This window comes from Paenibacillus sp. FSL A5-0031, assembly GCF_001956295.1.
Lineage (GTDB): Bacteria > Bacillota > Bacilli > Paenibacillales > Paenibacillaceae > Pristimantibacillus.
In genome coordinates, this window is the sequence record NZ_MRTD01000004.1 from 84,905 (window position 1) to 102,041 (window position 17,137).

At 36.7% G+C, this 17,137-nt stretch carries 16 protein-coding genes and 2 pseudogenes; 1 reads left to right on the forward strand and 17 read right to left on the reverse strand.

What is annotated here, in order from left to right:
- Positions 1 to 3 precede the first annotated feature (3 nt).
- From BK120_RS08775 to BK120_RS36380, 11 genes and pseudogenes are all read right to left on the reverse strand, one after another.
- Positions 4 to 270 (reverse strand): hypothetical protein, encoded by a 267-nt coding sequence (locus BK120_RS08775; protein WP_076267128.1) that lies wholly within the window; start codon positions 268 to 270, stop codon positions 4 to 6.
- Between the two features lie 270 nt (positions 271 to 540).
- Entirely contained in the window at positions 541 to 927 is a 387-nt protein-coding gene (locus BK120_RS08780; protein WP_076267129.1) for a mCpol domain-containing protein, read from the reverse strand.
- A gap of 1 nt (position 928) precedes the next feature.
- The gene (locus BK120_RS08785; protein WP_076267130.1) at positions 929 to 1,543 is read right to left on the reverse strand and encodes a Cap15 family cyclic dinucleotide receptor domain-containing protein; all 615 of its coding nucleotides are present in this window, start codon (positions 1,541 to 1,543) and stop codon (positions 929 to 931) included.
- 451 nt (positions 1,544 to 1,994) lie between these two features.
- Positions 1,995 to 2,810, reverse strand: coding sequence for a hypothetical protein (locus tag BK120_RS08795; protein ID WP_076267132.1), 816 nt, complete (start codon positions 2,808 to 2,810; stop codon positions 1,995 to 1,997).
- A 715-nt stretch (positions 2,811 to 3,525) separates the two neighbouring features.
- Entirely contained in the window at positions 3,526 to 5,511 is a 1,986-nt protein-coding gene (locus BK120_RS08800) for an AAA family ATPase (protein WP_076267133.1), read from the reverse strand.
- A gap of 12 nt (positions 5,512 to 5,523) precedes the next feature.
- Positions 5,524 to 6,054: a hypothetical protein gene (locus tag BK120_RS08805; protein WP_076267134.1), complete on the reverse strand. Its 531-nt coding sequence runs from the start codon at positions 6,052 to 6,054 to the stop codon at positions 5,524 to 5,526.
- Positions 6,035 to 7,318: a dsDNA nuclease domain-containing protein gene (locus tag BK120_RS08810; protein WP_076267135.1), complete on the reverse strand. Its 1,284-nt coding sequence runs from the start codon at positions 7,316 to 7,318 to the stop codon at positions 6,035 to 6,037. Before BK120_RS08810 ends, BK120_RS08805 begins: the two co-directional genes overlap by 20 nt.
- Before the next feature lie 324 nt (positions 7,319 to 7,642).
- On the reverse strand, positions 7,643 to 8,608 hold the full coding sequence (locus BK120_RS08815) for a protein kinase domain-containing protein (RefSeq protein WP_076267136.1): 966 nt from the start codon (positions 8,606 to 8,608) through the stop codon (positions 7,643 to 7,645).
- Between the two features lie 581 nt (positions 8,609 to 9,189).
- Positions 9,190 to 9,459, reverse strand: a complete 270-nt coding sequence (locus tag BK120_RS36370; RefSeq protein WP_372238972.1) for an IS3 family transposase — start codon at positions 9,457 to 9,459, stop codon at positions 9,190 to 9,192.
- Between the two features lie 3 nt (positions 9,460 to 9,462).
- Positions 9,463 to 9,714, reverse strand: a pseudogene (locus tag BK120_RS36375) (DDE-type integrase/transposase/recombinase); the annotation flags it as partial.
- On the reverse strand, positions 9,702 to 9,995 hold the full coding sequence (locus tag BK120_RS36380; RefSeq protein WP_372238967.1) for an IS3 family transposase: 294 nt from the start codon (positions 9,993 to 9,995) through the stop codon (positions 9,702 to 9,704). The gene BK120_RS36380 and the pseudogene BK120_RS36375, both read right to left, overlap by 13 nt.
- Before the next feature lie 422 nt (positions 9,996 to 10,417).
- Here BK120_RS36380 and BK120_RS08830 point away from each other — a divergent pair.
- Positions 10,418 to 11,528: pseudogene (locus BK120_RS08830) on the forward strand (IS3 family transposase).
- Between the two features lie 257 nt (positions 11,529 to 11,785).
- Here the strand turns inward: BK120_RS08830 and BK120_RS08835 are convergent.
- From BK120_RS08835 to BK120_RS08860, 6 genes are all read right to left on the reverse strand, one after another.
- A complete protein-coding gene (locus BK120_RS08835) occupies positions 11,786 to 12,145 on the reverse strand; it encodes a helix-turn-helix domain-containing protein (protein ID WP_076267138.1) in 360 nt (119 codons plus the stop codon).
- A gap of 482 nt (positions 12,146 to 12,627) precedes the next feature.
- Positions 12,628 to 13,377 carry a hypothetical protein gene (locus tag BK120_RS08840; protein ID WP_076267139.1) on the reverse strand — a complete coding sequence of 250 codons (750 nt, stop codon included), beginning with the start codon at positions 13,375 to 13,377 and terminating at the stop codon, positions 12,628 to 12,630.
- Between the two features lie 571 nt (positions 13,378 to 13,948).
- Entirely contained in the window at positions 13,949 to 14,341 is a 393-nt protein-coding gene (locus tag BK120_RS35205) for a hypothetical protein (RefSeq protein WP_076267140.1), read from the reverse strand.
- Positions 14,342 to 14,362: 21 nt separating this feature from the next.
- Positions 14,363 to 14,680, reverse strand: a complete 318-nt coding sequence (locus BK120_RS08850) for a hypothetical protein (RefSeq protein ID WP_076267141.1) — start codon at positions 14,678 to 14,680, stop codon at positions 14,363 to 14,365.
- A 232-nt stretch (positions 14,681 to 14,912) separates the two neighbouring features.
- Entirely contained in the window at positions 14,913 to 16,229 is a 1,317-nt protein-coding gene (locus BK120_RS08855; protein ID WP_076267142.1) for an ABC transporter permease, read from the reverse strand.
- Positions 16,222 to 17,124 (reverse strand): ABC transporter ATP-binding protein, encoded by a 903-nt coding sequence (locus BK120_RS08860; RefSeq protein WP_076267143.1) that lies wholly within the window; start codon positions 17,122 to 17,124, stop codon positions 16,222 to 16,224. Before BK120_RS08860 ends, BK120_RS08855 begins: the two co-directional genes overlap by 8 nt.
- Positions 17,125 to 17,137 lie beyond the last annotated feature (13 nt).

Sequence of the window (17,137 nt, forward strand, 5' to 3'; positions counted from 1 at the left end):
CTCTTAAGGCAAAGCATCCCAAGATAGATACAGACACAATCCTGCAAGTACAAAGAATAATAAGGAGATCCGTTTGTTTCGCCTCATGTTTATACCAAACGTGCCGAAGAAAATTGCAACAGCTTGCTTTGATACACTTTCTTCATATCCATCGAGCGATATGGCAGCGGTACTTAGTACGATCGACACCCACGAAGAAATGACATTAATTGCACGATACCACAAGGGTTCTCTCTTAAAAAATCTATAGAAGGCTTTCAATCTCCTCAAAATGCTTGGCCTCCCGCAAGATTATGTTTCTTACGAATTATCTCAGTTATATTGGATGCTTACGTCGAATATATGCGTTGATAAAACTATTCTAACAAACTTGATATCTGTTGGAGGAGCTGATCTAGGGGCAACTGCTGTTTTTTACAAAAGTAACATATCTTCTGTGGTTTAAGTTCTCACTTTACCGAATGAAGTGGTGTTTTTCTATGTTGGCAAAATTTCAACTTAAACCGCCCCACCTTCACCCCTTCAGGCTCAACTCGGTTTTTATTCTGCGAAATTTGAGTAACTAACAACTTTATTTTTCCCAGATGTTTTAGCTTTTTTCAAATTTATTAACGCCTCTAATAGCGTCGCCCCCACACCTGCACTTAAGGATTCATTGCAGTTAATATTAAATTGATCCCTAATATAATTGGTAAAACTAAGCACTTTATCGATATCATTCTCTACTGTTGCAATTAATAAATCGTCTGCACCACTCATTAGTAACGAGTAGTTCTCACTTTCATCTATAAGTTGTCGTAATGCTTTCATACACTTTTGTATGCTATTGTGTATAGATTGTGCACCACTCCAATCATTGCAAAGTAAACTAAATTCGATTTTATCACCAATATTATCAGCATCTAACCTAATATAGTATTTATACAAGTCAATCCACCCTTATCTGATTTTTAATTTCTTCAAAAGTCGTTAAATGTTTCTTATTATAAAATTGAAGTGATATGGTTCCACACGTCTTATTCCTTGTCCAATACTTTCCCTTAAGGCATGTCTGGCCTTGCAATAATCTTAATTCTGTAGCACCTTGTCTTTTATCCTCTTCTTCACTATTAATGTCTGAACAGTACAAATATACTAAGTTGATTTCATCAGATCTTTCATTACAATCAAGCTTTTCAATATACGATTTCCCAACATAACTTTCTGTAAATGTTTTTATATTAATATTGATAAATTTTTGTTTAATAACTATATAGAATTCGAGCGGTTGGACTGAATTTCCATCTTCATTTTTCCAATCACTTTCTAAAGTTCCTATCCAAGTTCCATTTAGATTCGGAATGTTAAAAATCTTATCCAACCATTTGATTTTCCAACCAATATTAAAAAAAACCAACCAAAAAACTGTAACACATGTAACGACTTTTCCAGATGTGTGCATAAAATTAAATTCATTTCCTTCAACAAAATAAAAAACAAGAAATATAAAAATCGTTAAGTAAGCTGATATTTTCATGGTTTTATTTAACATTTGTATATCCACATTTAATCACTCCAAATAAAAAACATGATATTCTTCACTAAGCTAACAACAATACCTTGTATAAAAGAATCATGCAATATTTTATAATAGTTTTGGCAAGCCACTGAATGCCTCTTTAGTCCAATTGTAAGCAGGGAGTTCGATAGATCATTACGATAAGATCCTTGATTTCCAGCACTCCCTGATGCAATCATCGTTCTTTCAGTAATGGATCATTCTATATGCGGTGCTCCTTTCGGACATTGGGAGCAACGAAGTATGCCAAACGTTCGAATTGCTCCTAATCATCATTTTCGAGTTTTCTGCAGCATTCTTATTTTAAGTAGCTTTACAATTAAACGAACCTAATATCGAAAATACACGTCAATGGTAATTAACGTTTATCTATTTTTATGCTTATAGTTTTATATACTATTTCATTTCCCGTGTTCCTTCCAATCTTGTATATGAGCTACTCAGATATTTTTTTCTTTATGTAATAATAATATTTCCCCTGCTCCTTATCATATCTATAAAGTTCATCTTTTGTGTGTAGATACTCTTCCTCACATAGGATAATGTTTCTTGAATCAAGACTATACAATATAATTAGTCCTTTATTATCTAATAGCCTTTGCTCTGATTCCGAGGGGATTTTTAATTGATAATAAGTTTTTACTTTATTTGAAATCAATAAATCTTTAGGCAAAACTTCAAAATACAAATAATATAACAACAAGGGAGCCATCATTAATACCACAATTAGCACGATACCTTCCATGTAGCCAACTGATTTGAAACTAAAATATTGCGAGAAATAGAATACAACAAAGAGCAAATAAATATAAAAAGTAGTGATTCCATGTACCGGCACAATCACCATAAAAAATTTTCTTGTAAGATCTTTAATAGACGTTTTCTTCTGAATTGTAAATATGAGAATTAGTATAATCAGAAAAATAGCTACCAATCCCCAACATAAGAATATTACAAATAACACTGTAGCTACAACATTCCCTACTGGACTGCTCTCACTTGTTGTATCTGTTGAATCATTGCTGATATAAAGCAGAATGGAAATAAACATTAGTACAAAGTTTAATACGAAGACATTGATAATTTGCTTTATAAATTTTTGCCACATATTGTGTTCCTTAGTTTGATGTAGCTCATCAAATCCCGTTCTGGATATTGCATTAAAATATGGTTTGATAATAGGAACACTTGATATAAACGCTAGTAATAACACTGCAATAGGGTACTCAGTGAACATTTGCAAAAATTGCATAAACTACCTCCATATAATATTGCTCTATTTTTTCAGATTGTATTACAAAGCTCACCTTTGTAATGGAGCGCCCTCTTTATTCTAATCGTCTCTAGTTCAAAAAAAACAGCCAATGCTTGGCTGGCATCTTGAGATTTACGGTTAAATACAAAGCCTAGATAGCTACGCCCTGTACTCTGTACTTTTGCATTTCGGACAAGGAGGAAGACTATCAGAGTGGCATTTAGAACGATACTTCTGCCACAATTCGTACATTTAATAATCCCACTCCTCGGTTTTTAATCTGTCTCGACATCGCTATAGCTGCCTCATTCAAATTAGCTTTTATGTTAATCCTATCTACCTGGACCTTATTGGGGGTAACGGTTTTCTTTCAATTACCGAAAAGAATGCTGCAAGGCATGAGAGCTCGAGCAAAAAGCAACATTTTCAGAAAGAATAACGGCTGATTACAACCAAGCGGAACATGACTTGCTTATGGTCAAGCTGAAACAAAAGATCTCTGGAGTTTTCCGAACCATTTCCAGTGCAATGATCTTTGCTCGCCTTAACAGGCATCATTTCAACATTCATGAAACAGCAACGATCCACTATCTTTATCTTCCCTTACCAACGCCATAAATGGTCAATACATATTCTGGTCACCTATCCGGTTATTTCTGTCAACCAAATAAACCACCATCAGACCCTGTTTCATCTCTTGGATAAACTACACCTAGTGTCCTCTGTAGTATTGGATTAGAGGTGGATTACTAGGATCATCAGGAGTCATGTGTTTTACTTCTATCCGATCTTTTTCTTTAAAAAATTCTTTAAAATCTGAATCCTCAGGGTCAAAATATTCTTTATCGACGATAATAAGCTGCCTACTTGATAGTTCACTTGAATAAAGTTTGTAAATTAAATTATAGAAGCCCTCAAATATATCTCGGTTTTCTCTTTCGCTAATATTTTTCATCGGTGTATCGAGCATCAAAAATGAAGGAAACTGAATATTTTTTTGTGCCACTAATCGATGTATTGCGAGTATAAAGCAACATTTAAATATAGTCTTTTTACCACCACTACCAAGGTTAGCAAATTCGGTTGTAAATACATCGTCTTCACCTACCCGCGTTATGCGCGGGATAAAATCACTGGTATTAATTTCGATATAATCATTAGCATTAATACCTGGAAAACCAACTATCGTTAAGTTTTCAATAAACAAATCCTTTAATTCCTTTAGATTAGTAGCATCTAATTCAGCATTTCGTCTAGCGATTGCTAACTCATTTTTAATTCTTTCTTCTTCCTTTGCGAGATCAGCAACGTCTAAAAATATTTTTTCTATCTTCTTAGGCAATGGTAGTAAATTCAGCAGTTCCTTGCTCCTCCCCTCATATTCACCAATTTGTCTTTCTAATTCCTTTGCTTTAGCTAAAAATGCTGAATCATACTCCCGCTCGAGCTCAGAGATTTTTGAATCCAGTTCAATTTTACTTTTTAGTAATAATAGTTTTTCATTTTCTACTACACTTAATTGACGTTCAAGTTTTAGAACTGATTCTTTTAATTCATTTTGTCTCACTTTCAAATCCGCTTTTAACATTTCAACTTCTTCTATATTTCCTGAATTTTTAAAAGGTTGTAGACATAAGGAGCATGTACTTTCATTGTCAATTCGCTGTTGAATTTCTTGGCCACATTGAGGACAGTTACAAAATTGGACACCTTTCAATATTTCTTTAGCTACATTTGATCTGCTCACTTTCACAGCAGCTATTGCATATTCATTTTGTAGCTTTCTACGCCTACTTATTTGTTCATTTAGATCAATTACTAGCGTAGAAAACTCTGTTATATTTTTGGAGTGATCTATAGCACTTGCTTTATATTCTTCCAATATATGTCCATTGCTAGTACGGAAATTTTCTTTAAACTGCAATGCCTCTGCTTTCTTGAAAGTTATCTTACCTTGTAATAGGCCAAGTTCTTTCTCTATTTCCTCAGTGGTTCCTATATTATTTTCTTTTAAAAACCTTTCAATTTGGATGGCTGTCTCTAATAAAGTATTTTTTCTCTGCCTAGTTTCATATAGTTGTGACTCAAGTAAAGCAACTTGTTCTTGATGAAATCCCAATATGAGTCTCATCACATCTCTACTTTTCAAGCGCTTATAGTCATGCTCTTCTTTTCCTAAATTAAAAAAGGAACTATCGATTTCGTCTTGATCTAAATAACAATACCACATAATATCTCTATAACTCAGTCTGATTAGTTCCGTATCCTCTTTCAACTTACTCTTCCGTACCTTCGGCGGTTCTATACCAGAGATATAAAATAAGAGATCAGATAAATGCTGTACTCTCGTGTCTGGCAGTAAAGGCTGTGCATCGCTTTTTGCTTTTGTTGGAGCTATCACATTTAATACTTCACCCTCATCATTAAACCAAACTACATCTACCTGATTAGAACCTTTGTTTCGCGATAGTTCTACCACATTATTAGAAATGATCAAATGCAGATCAGCACCAATAAATTCTTGCTGGAGTGCTGGAGTTTCAACAAGTTCATTGCCTAAACAAAAATCAATCAGATGTAAAACCGTTGATTTACCAGCACCCATTTTTCCGTAAAAATATGTAATAATGTCTGAAAATTCTATATTAAAAATATCTTTTCTGCATCTAACTATTAAATTATTAATTTTAATATCCACATACACACACCCTCAATTTTTCATGTTTGTATATCTAATAACAAAAGTTAATAATGAATCGAGTTTAGCAATAGATAAGTTTGCAAAACTTGACTTAATCACTTTACTTTGTTTTAAAATATCAACAAATTCATCAATTAAGACGACTTGATCGCATAATTCTTTACCTAAATCCGTTAAGCTAAGTTCTATTTGCTTACCATTCACTTTCCAAATTATCAGTGCACGAGCAGAGAGAAGAACTAGTAATTTTCTGAATTCAGAACTCCATGGACTATATGAGAAAGCAAGCATTTCCGTTTCAATGCTATTTCTTTCTGCCTCACTGATTTCAAAATTTTTTATCACATTTAATTGTATTAGTGATCGCTCTAGAACAATAGGATAACGAAGGATAAAATCAAATTTTGAAAGTGTAGATATAGCAATCTTGGTTTCGTTTTTTTTACCTGCTAATGCATTAATTAAGATTAATAATCTAATTGAGTGTAAATCATCGTGATTTTCAAGCCGTATTACTTGTTCAATCAGTGAGGCTGACATTATTACGCCACCCTCCTTCAGGTACCTTGCTATATTCAATTTTACATTCGTTTGTAAGAATCCCTACTATACCTTTTAATATTTCATATGGGCACTCAAATACATCTTTTGACCTGGTTTTAGATACTTCTCGCAGTCTATTTTCAATCTCATGAAGCATGTCAGAACCATAAGGGACATTTTCTTTTTTTAATCTTGATTTTGATTCCCTAGACTCATTTAAGACTATTTTTCTTATTTGATTCAACTCTCTAATTGAATTGTCTTTGTTTTCTGCTTTATAACTCTGAACTAAAAAGTATTCTTCGGCATCTGCCCTAAAGTCATCTACCATTTCGATAACATCGTTGTCAATTAAACCCGAAGCCATTTTAAACTTCATTAATTGACTTGAATTTGACTGAGATAATTCAGAGATACCTAGCCTTGAACTAAGAAATAAATTAGTACTGATGTTTTCTGAGACTAGTTTGCTTAGCATTTGTTTCGTTATTCGTTTTGAATTAATTTCTTCAGCATTAATAATAGATTGGCCTCCAGCTAATGCAGCATAGTCCTTTACCGCATTATCTAATAATTTGGAAGATGCCTGATGCATTTTCTCACAAATTCGTCGATGAAGAACCCGTAGCTTTTCAATTCCTACACTCATACATTCAGGTAACTTACCAAGATGTTCAGATATTACCTTTGAGTCAATATCGTCTAATCCCGGCCCTGCTAAGTAGTCTGTTTTTTTCAGAACATCAAGCACAATATCAATTCCAGTTTCACTATCTTTAGCAACTTCTAGAATAAATTTATCAAGTGTTTTGGGAGTGAAATTTTCTATAGTCCCACTTTTTACTTGGGCTAATAAATTCAAAAGACTTTTACCTGTCTCATCATCTCGGCACGGACAATTTGAAACAATGACAAATTTAACAAATGAACCAGGGTAATTGATATTATGTTGAATAAATCTCAACAAGCTTCCCTTGATTGCAGGATCGTCTAATTCAAAGGGACCATCTTTTAATTGTCTTGTTTTAATTTGAATCCCATGATATTTCCCGATTCCCTCTACTGCTAAAATATCTTCGTGATGTTCGCAATACAACTCTTTATAAGGAACTTCACCTGATAACATCTTTATTGCAACCAATGCTGTAAAGGTGTGTTGATATCGAAATCTCTTTTGCGTCTCATCACCCGGATCACTTGAATTAATATTGATTGGACTAATTGAAAAACCGTTGTTTTGCAACATGCCCTCGTTAAGCATTAGATCTCCCCATTTTTTAAAATTGTTTACTTCACTCTGTAATTACATTGCTCCGCGAATTTATATTTAGTATAAAATATAATATTATGACCTTATAACCATCGTTTCGCCTGAACAACGACATGTTCAGAAAGAGCACGAGCGAATAACATACATCTATTCCAATAAGGCCAGCGGTATTTCTGGCTCGATTCTTTACATTTAATGGGAAGGATATAATCTTCCGGCACACTCTTGCTGTACGCTTCACTTTCTAATTGAATTCATGCCAGCACATATTGCTTTTACGCCCGCACACGAGCACCTTATTACATCAACATTTATCTAACCACTTTTTAAAAACTCTTCTTTTACAGACTCATAATTTTTTATTGTTTCACTTATATAACCTAGAGTTATAGATTCTCCAAAATTTACGCTCATAGGCATACCAAGAATTTTAAAACATTCATTTCTAACTATATAAATCAACGTATTTGTGTGATTTTTATACGCTTCTGTTGCATAAAATCGATTAATTAAATTTTCAAGATCAAACAAAGGATATTTAGTTACTATATTTTGTACTTGAAAGGGGACTTCATCGAGTTGATATTCGAGAACATCGTATCCATTAATATATGAGATAATATCTTTTAGCCCGTTTAAACAATGCAACATTATATTTATAGAGCATTTTTTTAAGTTAGTTTGGTCTAAAAAAATGAAGTCTTTTTCTTCACACAACAAATGTAATGATGTTTGATAAAGCAATTCTTTGCTGCGTTGATGACTTGCTTCAGTTGATCTTGCATATACACTAGTTCCGATATCAATAATTTTAGTAGTATTATCCTTTAATATCATAATATTCTTCCAATGAAGGTCACCCAATACAACTTCTTCCTTTTCAGCTAAACGTACTCCATCTATTAAAGATTGCATTGCAGTTCGTCTATACTCAAAAGGAGGACTAGTTAATAACCAATCTTTTAAAGTACTGCCTTCAATAAATTCCATTACAGCGTAATAAACTTCGTTACCCTTCCCAGCTGTATATATTTGCACGACTCGTTCAGAATTAATTCTAGCCGTTTTATTAACTTCTTCAACAAAACGTTTCTCGTCTGATACATCTATGTCTTTCCGAGATAACCATATTTTGATAACCACTTTTCTTTTGGGAAAATCACAGTGACCTTCAAAACATATACCGTTTTTACCTTTTCCTATTTCTTTTTCAAATCTCACATTTGGTATTTCGAGGATATGACCATCAATAAGTAGTTTTCCATCTTTTAGTTCATACATTATATACTTAATCTCCTTTTTTCTAATTGTCATTTGATTAATCTTTTTAGACTTCTGAAATATTTAATAAAAACAAAGATATGCATCAGACTATTTCGGTGCAATACACGAAATATTTATGGAAGAACTCCAATTAGCAATCTGCTTCGATATGATTTAGGATTTAATTGTCTAGTCGATATACGATACCAATTCTAGTTTTGATTTAAGAATTTCTTCACCTATTGCTCGTAGCTTAGTTTCAATTTCGTACGCAACGCTAGACTCAAGTATTATTACTCAAGCAAATCATCTCATGTAGGAATGAAACATATGCAATTTTCCAATGATTGACTCAAACAAATAAAGCTTTGATGTCAGATTATAGAAGAGGTACATATAGATGATCCCTTTTGTAAGTAACATATATCTCAAAATCATTAATCTATCTAAACAGGAGTATACTTCGATTTCTTTGTTCGGTTCTCATTGGGTTCTAATTAAGTATACAATTCTTCAAAGTCCTCAAGTAAGAATGGCGATTACTACAATATTGCTTTAAAACATCGTCAGGGATAAAAGAAATTAGATTAATCTCTTCCCTATAGGCCAAGTGAAGATTTAGTCATATTGTACCAGACAACGAGTGTCACTAACTGTCGATAATAGTCGTAAAATATCACAACCTTAAATAAAAGCAAAAGAGCTTTATATCCTATCTGATGCGATGCCTGGTTGAACCAGTTGACATAATCGTATAATCCCAAAGCCAGATAACGGAAACTCTGAAAGGTCATATGGTTAACAAACTCTGTTTTCATTACCTTGTAGATAGCTTCAGCCACAGCGTTGTCGTACGGACATCCTTTCATACTTAGCGATCGACCGATATTAAACGACTCCAGCAACTCGTCCATCTTGTGATTTTTGAAACCGTTGATACGATCGGTATGAAACCATTGAATCTGGTGTAACTCACCCTTAACGGTCGCGAAGGCACGGGTAACCAGAGCAGCGTCCTTGTTTGAACCTGCACTTCGACAAATGATTTCTCGATTAAACAGATCCACCAGCACACAATTGTAATGCCATCGGTTCTGGACTTTCACATACCTCAAATCACTGACGACGAAGCGTTTAGCTTCCGTCTGTTCAAGCTCCTCTTCAGTACATTTACTGTTTTTGCTTCGTTACAGGACGATTTAAAGGGCTTATATTGCGCTACCGTGTAAGTGGAAACGAGCCCTTTCTCTTTCATAATGCGACCAATACAGCAGCTGGAGACGTTGAAATTACGATCAAAGAGGTTTACTTTGATCTTGCGTGTACCGTAAGTGGTAAAATAATAATGAGGTATAGGAAGGAGTAGGCAAATGGGGAATTCAATAAAAGTGCATATGATGAACAAACCGATATCTGTGCAGTCATACGCGAACTACAAATACTGCAGTACCCTGAAGGCAAAGCAAAAGAAATTCTAGTTCATCATTACCGAGTTATCAAACGCACTATGGGATTTGGACCGATTGCTTGGGAAATCGCTCGAGATGTTGACGAAATTCATAAAGCGCTTCAGAAAAAATTACGATCCGAATGGTCTCAACCAGATATATATTGGAGATTTACGAGAGCGTATAAAACTGCATAATCTATGTTGATGGAAGTAAATACTACTACCTCCATTCTAACGAACGAACTCATCAGATGGCTTTCACGATTAACAACTTGGTTATATATCAATAACAGGGTGGCTTGGATCGTCTACACTAAGTTAGACAGAAAAAATAAGGGCTAGTAGAATGAAGGGAACAGAGAAGGAGCGAATCTACTATGCCAAAACCAAGAGGTACATTAACTGCCGAGTTTAAGAAGCAGATGATCCAGCTCTACGAGAGTGGAAAATCAAGAGCAAACATCATTAAGGAATATGATCTGAGTGCTTATGCATTTGATCGTTGGATCGCACAAAGTCAGAAGACAGGTTCCTTTAAAGAAAAAGATAATCGCACAGAGGAAGAGAACGAACTCCTAGCTTTACGTAAAGAAATTCAATGTTTGAAAATGGAGAACGATATTTTAAAGCAAGCCGCGCTGATCATGGGACGAAAGTAATTGTGATTCGCAATAATGCACACAAGTACTCGGTATCAGCAATGTGCGCAGTCCTACAACTACCACGAAGCACCTATTACTACAAGTCTGAGCCTGCCGTAACGAGGAAGAACAGCAGCTAGAAGATGCGATTCTAGAGATCTTCTCAGCTAGTCGAAACAACTACGGCACACGAAAAATCAAGGTTGAATTAGGAAAGCGAATCTTGTTAGCCTCGCGCCGTAAGATCGGTCAGATCATGAGAAAACATGGCCTGGTATCTAATTACACGGTAGCGCAGTACAAGCCTGTTAAGAACGATTCTAATGAGGCCGTCGTTGAGAATGTACTACAACGCAAATTTGATCAAAAAGAGCCATACGCTGTTGTCGTCAGCGATTTAACATACGTACGAGTAGCCGGTACATGGCATTACGTATGCTTGTTTGTAGACCTCTTTAATCGTGAAATTATTGGATGCAGCAGCGGTCCGAACAAGTCAAAAGAGCTTGTTTACAAAGCCATAGCGAGCATCTCACAGAGATTAGATCGTATTAAAATGTTTCATACGGATCGAGGCAGAGAGTTTGATAATAAGCTCATTTCTGAAGCGTTGACAACGTTTGGCGTTACACGATCCCTTAGCCGAAAAGGCTGTCCCTACGATAATGCCGTTGCAGAAGCAACATTTAAAATCTTCAAGACGGAATTCGCTAACCAAGTGCATTTCCTTACGGATGAGCAGCTTGATGTCGAACTCCATGATTACGTCCATTGGTTTAATTACCATAGGATTCACGGAACACTAGATTATCTAACTCCTGTTGAAGCCAGGAGTATGCCCTTATAAAAGTTGTTCAGTTTTATGTTGACAATCCAGCTTGGCTCTTATTCATAAACTCATTAGCGCTCAGGCGCCGGAATATCATAAGGAGTTTTGTAATGATTCTAAGGAATTCATTGATATTACGATTAGTGAAGAAATGATTAATAGAATTGATCAGTGGAATCAGTGTAAAGCAACCGATGATAGCGGGGCTAAGTTTGTAATCATCTTTGTACCATTGGGTCGTTTTTTCATAATTTCATTCATAAACTACCCGACACTCAGACAGATCTCGGCAACGGTGAAATAGACCACATCGTTGATGACAATGGATCCCGCATTCCCTTTGTCAACCGAGAAGGAGCACCAGACAAGTGATCCCACTGTAAAGCAGTCAGTCCGCCGTCATTGTGCGTATGAATGTAACTGCTCACAGTCATTCGATCCCAATTTAGAATGTCAGCAATCGCCGTCATGGATATGCCTTTCAAATGCAAATAGATGGCTTGATAGAGTTCATACATTCGACGATCTTTGAATTGCTTCATCGCTTCTGTTATTTTATCCAGTTTCTCCTTGTTATGGTTTGCTAAAAACTTTAATTCAACTAATATAGCAACTGCCGAGCTGCGGCTAGACATAGAGCCTCTAGCGGGTCCGGTACTCCCACGAAGGGCGAAGCGGCTAAAGGTCCGATTGAGTTCCGACGATCTGCCTATAGGACCCTACTCCTCCACGTAAAGTCGCTTGAATATGCTCCACCGCTTGGAATTCATTATTATATTCGTTCCTCCGAATTCAATTGTCGATAGGTTTAGTATGTTCCACTTGATCGTTTTCAAAGGTTCCAATTTTTATTTTAGACTCCACTAACTCGCTCTATGCCATGCAATAGTCGTCATAGAAGCATAGCCTAGCCCATATTTAACAGATATCTGGACCACCCGATAGAATTTATTCTGGACTTAGTATCACGTGTTAGCAATTTTTCCGTTCTCTTTTTGACTTTATTTCATTCCAGTTTTCATTTGTTTTATAGAGGTAACCTAAGAAGTAACAATAAAACAACAAAAAAACTACACTAAATGAAATTAATGTAGTTTTCTATGGATAAATATTTTCATTATACAGGAACGTTTTGTGTTGCGTTATGAAACATCTTTTTTCCTCTTATATACTTTTCAATCAATATCTTTCGATATTCCTTATAGGAACGTCCATCCCTGTTATGTTTATAACCTTCAATTTTATCATACATCCTGTCAAACTGTTCTTCAAAGGTTGTAAAATCAACGGCAACATTTTGTATTAAGTTCATTAATTGTATGAAAAGATTTCTCTTTAGCTGAATATCTACAATGTTCTCTTTGTTTAATTTCCCTGTGATATCTACATCCAATATATTTTCATCCAATTGATATGCATATTTCCATTGCCCATGTGCAATTTTATTCCGTATTATAATTGATTGGGAAAAATCTTCTTGGATAAGATTTACCAATCCTTCGTATCTTAATCTGTTTGTATATGGAAGTTCATATTTTAATAAAGATTTCGTGAAAGCAATATTATAATTTTTACACATAGCCATATTGAGCAGAAAAACAATTCTTTGCTCTAATGATTGTGCAGATCTTATTTCTAGTACATCTTCATTCGTAAATGCGTTATTATCAAAACAAATTTTCAGTATTACTGCTTCCATCCATATGACTGTAATAGTGGAAAGTAATCTTGTAAACACAATTTCTTGTTCTTTATTTTCCGTTTTTATATGATGTTTAACACTCTTTTCAATACCGGTATAAGCGTCTTCTATTAGCTTTACGTTCTGACATTGTTGTTTATAAAGTTCACTATACTTTCGAGTCAAAATGATTCCTCCCGGCCAAAACGTATAAAATATTATTTTATACACTTTGGACGAAGGGAATCGAACCCTTATCTTCTATACAAAAGTATAGACGAGTTAGCCATTACTCCACGACCATAAAGAAATTATACTATAATTTAGGAACTTTTTCAACATGTTTATGAATCATTTTTTCTAAGGTATGTTTCTATATTCTTATGTTTTTCATAATGATTGTAGGTACCTTGCAGAACTTCATCTTAGAAATGCTATCACATAAGATAGTAATTAGTGCATCAAATTACTACTGATTTATCCATTTGGTTAATTTTACTGACTTGGCAAGCTAAGCAACATCAAAAGTTATCTGGGTATGATTGGGCTAGCGTTAGTATTGTAGCAGTACAGTGTAACAGCAATCGCGTCCCTCTTTGATAAGGAACGAAATTCACAGGAGAAAAATCTTTAATTTCAATTGTAATAACGTCACAGAAATTATCAATTAATAGTATAACCAATGTTAAATCTATCTTTAAAAACATAAAGTGATTGCAGATCTCCTTCTTTAAATTTCTCTAGCACTAGCAGAGGTTCAATAACTTCCTTCGGAAGTTATTATTAGTGGCGCTTTCATTTCAGTATTTATACCAATCATGCTATTTGAAGAAATAACTTGACGAACATCAGTTAAAAAGACACCTACAGCTATTAGATGATAAACAAGGGGTTTAATGAAGAGTGGATCATATGAGTCAATGAAACTTAAAGATAATTGCTCAACCGTACATGGTCCTATAATATGCATTCGATTAATAACTCTCTCATACCATTCATTGTAGTAGGTATGAGTCCTAAGAAATCCTGATAAAAAACTTATGTTACGTGGTAACGGATGAGGGAGTGTTTTTGGAAACACTACAGCGTAGCTCCAACCATACATTTTAGTAATTTTTTCACACTCGAGATTACATTGGATAGTTTCCATTTTTAAATTATCTTCTTCGCACTATTTTATCTGAATAAGAGCCGGCTGTGAACCTTGTCGAAATACCAATACATCAGGAATATGAAACCACTCTTTTTTATCAGTTAAAATGGGTACTTGAATTGGCTGCACAAAATATCTAACAACATCTCTTTCTAATTCCAAAAAGTAATAAAAAAGCCTTTCATTTAAAGACTCAAATTCTACTACTTTAGAATTCCTAAAGCTGTAGAAGCTTCCTATAATATGAGGATGCCACTGACTCCCTTTGTTATTAAATTTCCTTTTTGGCGAATAGGCCTCATCTTCAAATTCCCATGTTTTATTGTTCCAGTCCATTTTCACACCTTCATTTCAGAAAATATCATTTGTTGACATTGACTAATTCGTATTCTAATATGATATCTATTATTTGTAAATTAAATCAATTAAACAAAAAATCCGGTTAGATCAAGTATTGATCTAACCGGATTTCAAAATCAGTCTCATTAAAAGATCTTATTAGTATCATTTAATGATATTACTGGTATCATTTGTAAATGTTACTCACAGATGGAACCAAGAACTACTCCTAAATCTTATACGCCTTCATAGCCTTGCGGATTTCTTTCAAGCTAGGGCGCTTGCCGTACATAAGTACGCCGGTGCGATAGATCTTAGCGGAGATGTAGACCGCTGCGTAGATCGAGACGAGCAAGATGCCGAAAGAGAGAAGCGTCTGCCACATCGGCACTTCCGTCAGCCCAAGGCGGAGCAGCATGACGAATGGCGAGAAGACCGGAATGTACGACGTCACCTTCACAAGCATGCTGTCCGGCGCGCTTATGCTGAAGATTGCGATGTAGAAGCCTGCCAGCGAGACGAATGTCAGCGGCATGACCGCTTGACCCAGGTCTTCCGTCCGGCTTACGATCGATCCGACCGCTGCGTACAGCGTCGCGAACAGGAAGAAGCCCGTCAGGAAGAACAGCAGCGCGTAGATGAGCAGAATTGGATCGACGAGCGACAAGTCGATGTCGAGATTGCCTAATGCCCCTTTGTTATGCGGCATGGATATGTTCGTCAGAATGACGACTAAATAGAATGTGACCTGCACGATGACGACGACGAACATGCCGAATATTTTGCCGAACATTTGCTTCAGCGGCGAAACGCTCGTAATGAGGATTTCCATGACACGCGAGCTTTTCTCCGCCGTAATCTCCGACGCGATCATATTGCCGGAGGTCATGATTGCCATGAACAGGAAAATAATCATGACATAGATGACGCCCATGTTGACGCCTTGCTCCGCCGGTGTTCTGCCCGTGTTGCCACTGCCCGAACCTTCACCGGTATAAATCTGAACGGTGCCGATCTTGATCGGAGCCGATAGCTGCGCCATTTGCTCGGCCGAAAGGCCCGCATCCTGGAGCACGTTCGTTTGGCGAATTTGCAAAAGCGCTCCCTGCAGTGATTCCGTCATGCCGAATTCCATCAGCTTCTCGGACTTGTAAGTCATTTCCGGGAAACCGCTGTCCGTCATATCGCCGAACTCAAGGTAGCCTTTGATTTCCCCTTCATCGATTGCTTTTTTCAACTGCTTCTCGTTTGCCGAGGCATCGCCTTTGTCCTCAAGAGGAACCATCACGATGTTCGAATTTTCTAGTTTCTCGTAGTACGCCTTCAAGCTGTCGCCTGTTGCCGTGCCGCTCGCCGCTTGTTCGCTCTGCGACTGGATATAGCCGATATTTGTTACTTTGTCGCCTTTATCAAACTGTGCAATGATATAAGGAAGATTAATGCCGATGCTGATAATTAACGCGATAATCAACGTTGTAATGACGAAAGCTTTGCCTTTGACCTTATTCCGGATCGTAAACCCTACTACCGTCCAGAAACTATTCATGACGATCACCCACCATTCGGATAAAGATTTCATTTAGCGTTGGTTCCTTGATTTCGAAATGATTCACGTTCGCCTGCTCCATCGCCAAACGCAGAATGTCAGCACCCGCCGCTTCGTAGGAAATGGCAATGTCGTAGCCGCGCTCCGTACGCGTGACGCCGGTTACGCCAGCCAGCCGATCGAGTCCGCTAATTTCTTTGTCAGTGCCAAGGATGACACGTTCTCTCGGAAATTGTTTTTTAATTTCCTTCAAGCTGCCCTTCAAGACCGTGTTCGATCGATGCAAAATCGTAATGTTGCGGCACAGCTCCTCGACATGCTCCATCCGGTGGGTCGAGAACAAGATGCTCGAGCCGGAGTCGCGCAGCTCCTTCACCGTCGACTTCAACAATTCGACGTTGACGGGGTCAAGTCCGCTGAACGCTTCGTCCATGACGACGATGCGTGGTTTGTGGTTGACAGCCGCGATGAACTGAATCTTCTGCTGGTTCCCCTTCGACAACTCTTCGACCTTCTTGTTGTAATATTCCGGCACCTCGAACCTCTCCAGCCACTGCTTCAGGTTGCGGTCGGCATCCGCTTTCGACATTCCTCTGAGCTGCGACAGATAGATGATCTGATCGCTGACCTTTACCTTCGGATATAGCCCGCGCTCCTCCGGCAAATACCCGAGCAGGCTAAGCTGCTCATTGCTGTAAGGCTTACCGTTGTAGAGAATTCGCCCTTCGTCCGGATAGATCAAGCCGAGCACCATCCGCATCGTTGTTGTTTTGCCGGCGCCGTTGGCCCCGAGCAGGCCGTAAATCTCGCCCTCGCTTACCTCCAAGCTAATTTCGTTTACTGCTGTTTTATCCCCGTATTGCTTAACTACTTTTTCTACTATTAATGGATTCATTTCATTACTCCCC

Coding starts and splice junctions, on each gene's coding strand:
- BK120_RS08795 (WP_076267132.1), bottom strand. CDS start 2,810: ATGCAATTTTTGCAAATGTTCACTGAGTACCCTATTGCAGTGTTATTA.
- BK120_RS08805 (WP_076267134.1), bottom strand. CDS start 6,054: ATGTCAGCCTCACTGATTGAACAAGTAATACGGCTTGAAAATCACGAT.
- BK120_RS08810 (WP_076267135.1), bottom strand. CDS start 7,318: ATGCTTAACGAGGGCATGTTGCAAAACAACGGTTTTTCAATTAGTCCA.
- BK120_RS08815 (WP_076267136.1), bottom strand. CDS start 8,608: ATGTATGAACTAAAAGATGGAAAACTACTTATTGATGGTCATATCCTC.
- BK120_RS36370 (WP_372238972.1), bottom strand. CDS start 9,459: ATGAAAGGATGTCCGTACGACAACGCTGTGGCTGAAGCTATCTACAAG.
- BK120_RS08835 (WP_076267138.1), bottom strand. CDS start 12,145: ATGTCTAGCCGCAGCTCGGCAGTTGCTATATTAGTTGAATTAAAGTTT.
- BK120_RS35205 (WP_076267140.1), bottom strand. CDS start 14,341: ATGGAAACTATCCAATGTAATCTCGAGTGTGAAAAAATTACTAAAATG.
- BK120_RS08850 (WP_076267141.1), bottom strand. CDS start 14,680: ATGGACTGGAACAATAAAACATGGGAATTTGAAGATGAGGCCTATTCG.
- BK120_RS08855 (WP_076267142.1), bottom strand. CDS start 16,229: ATGAATAGTTTCTGGACGGTAGTAGGGTTTACGATCCGGAATAAGGTC.
- BK120_RS08860 (WP_076267143.1), bottom strand. CDS start 17,124: ATGAATCCATTAATAGTAGAAAAAGTAGTTAAGCAATACGGGGATAAA.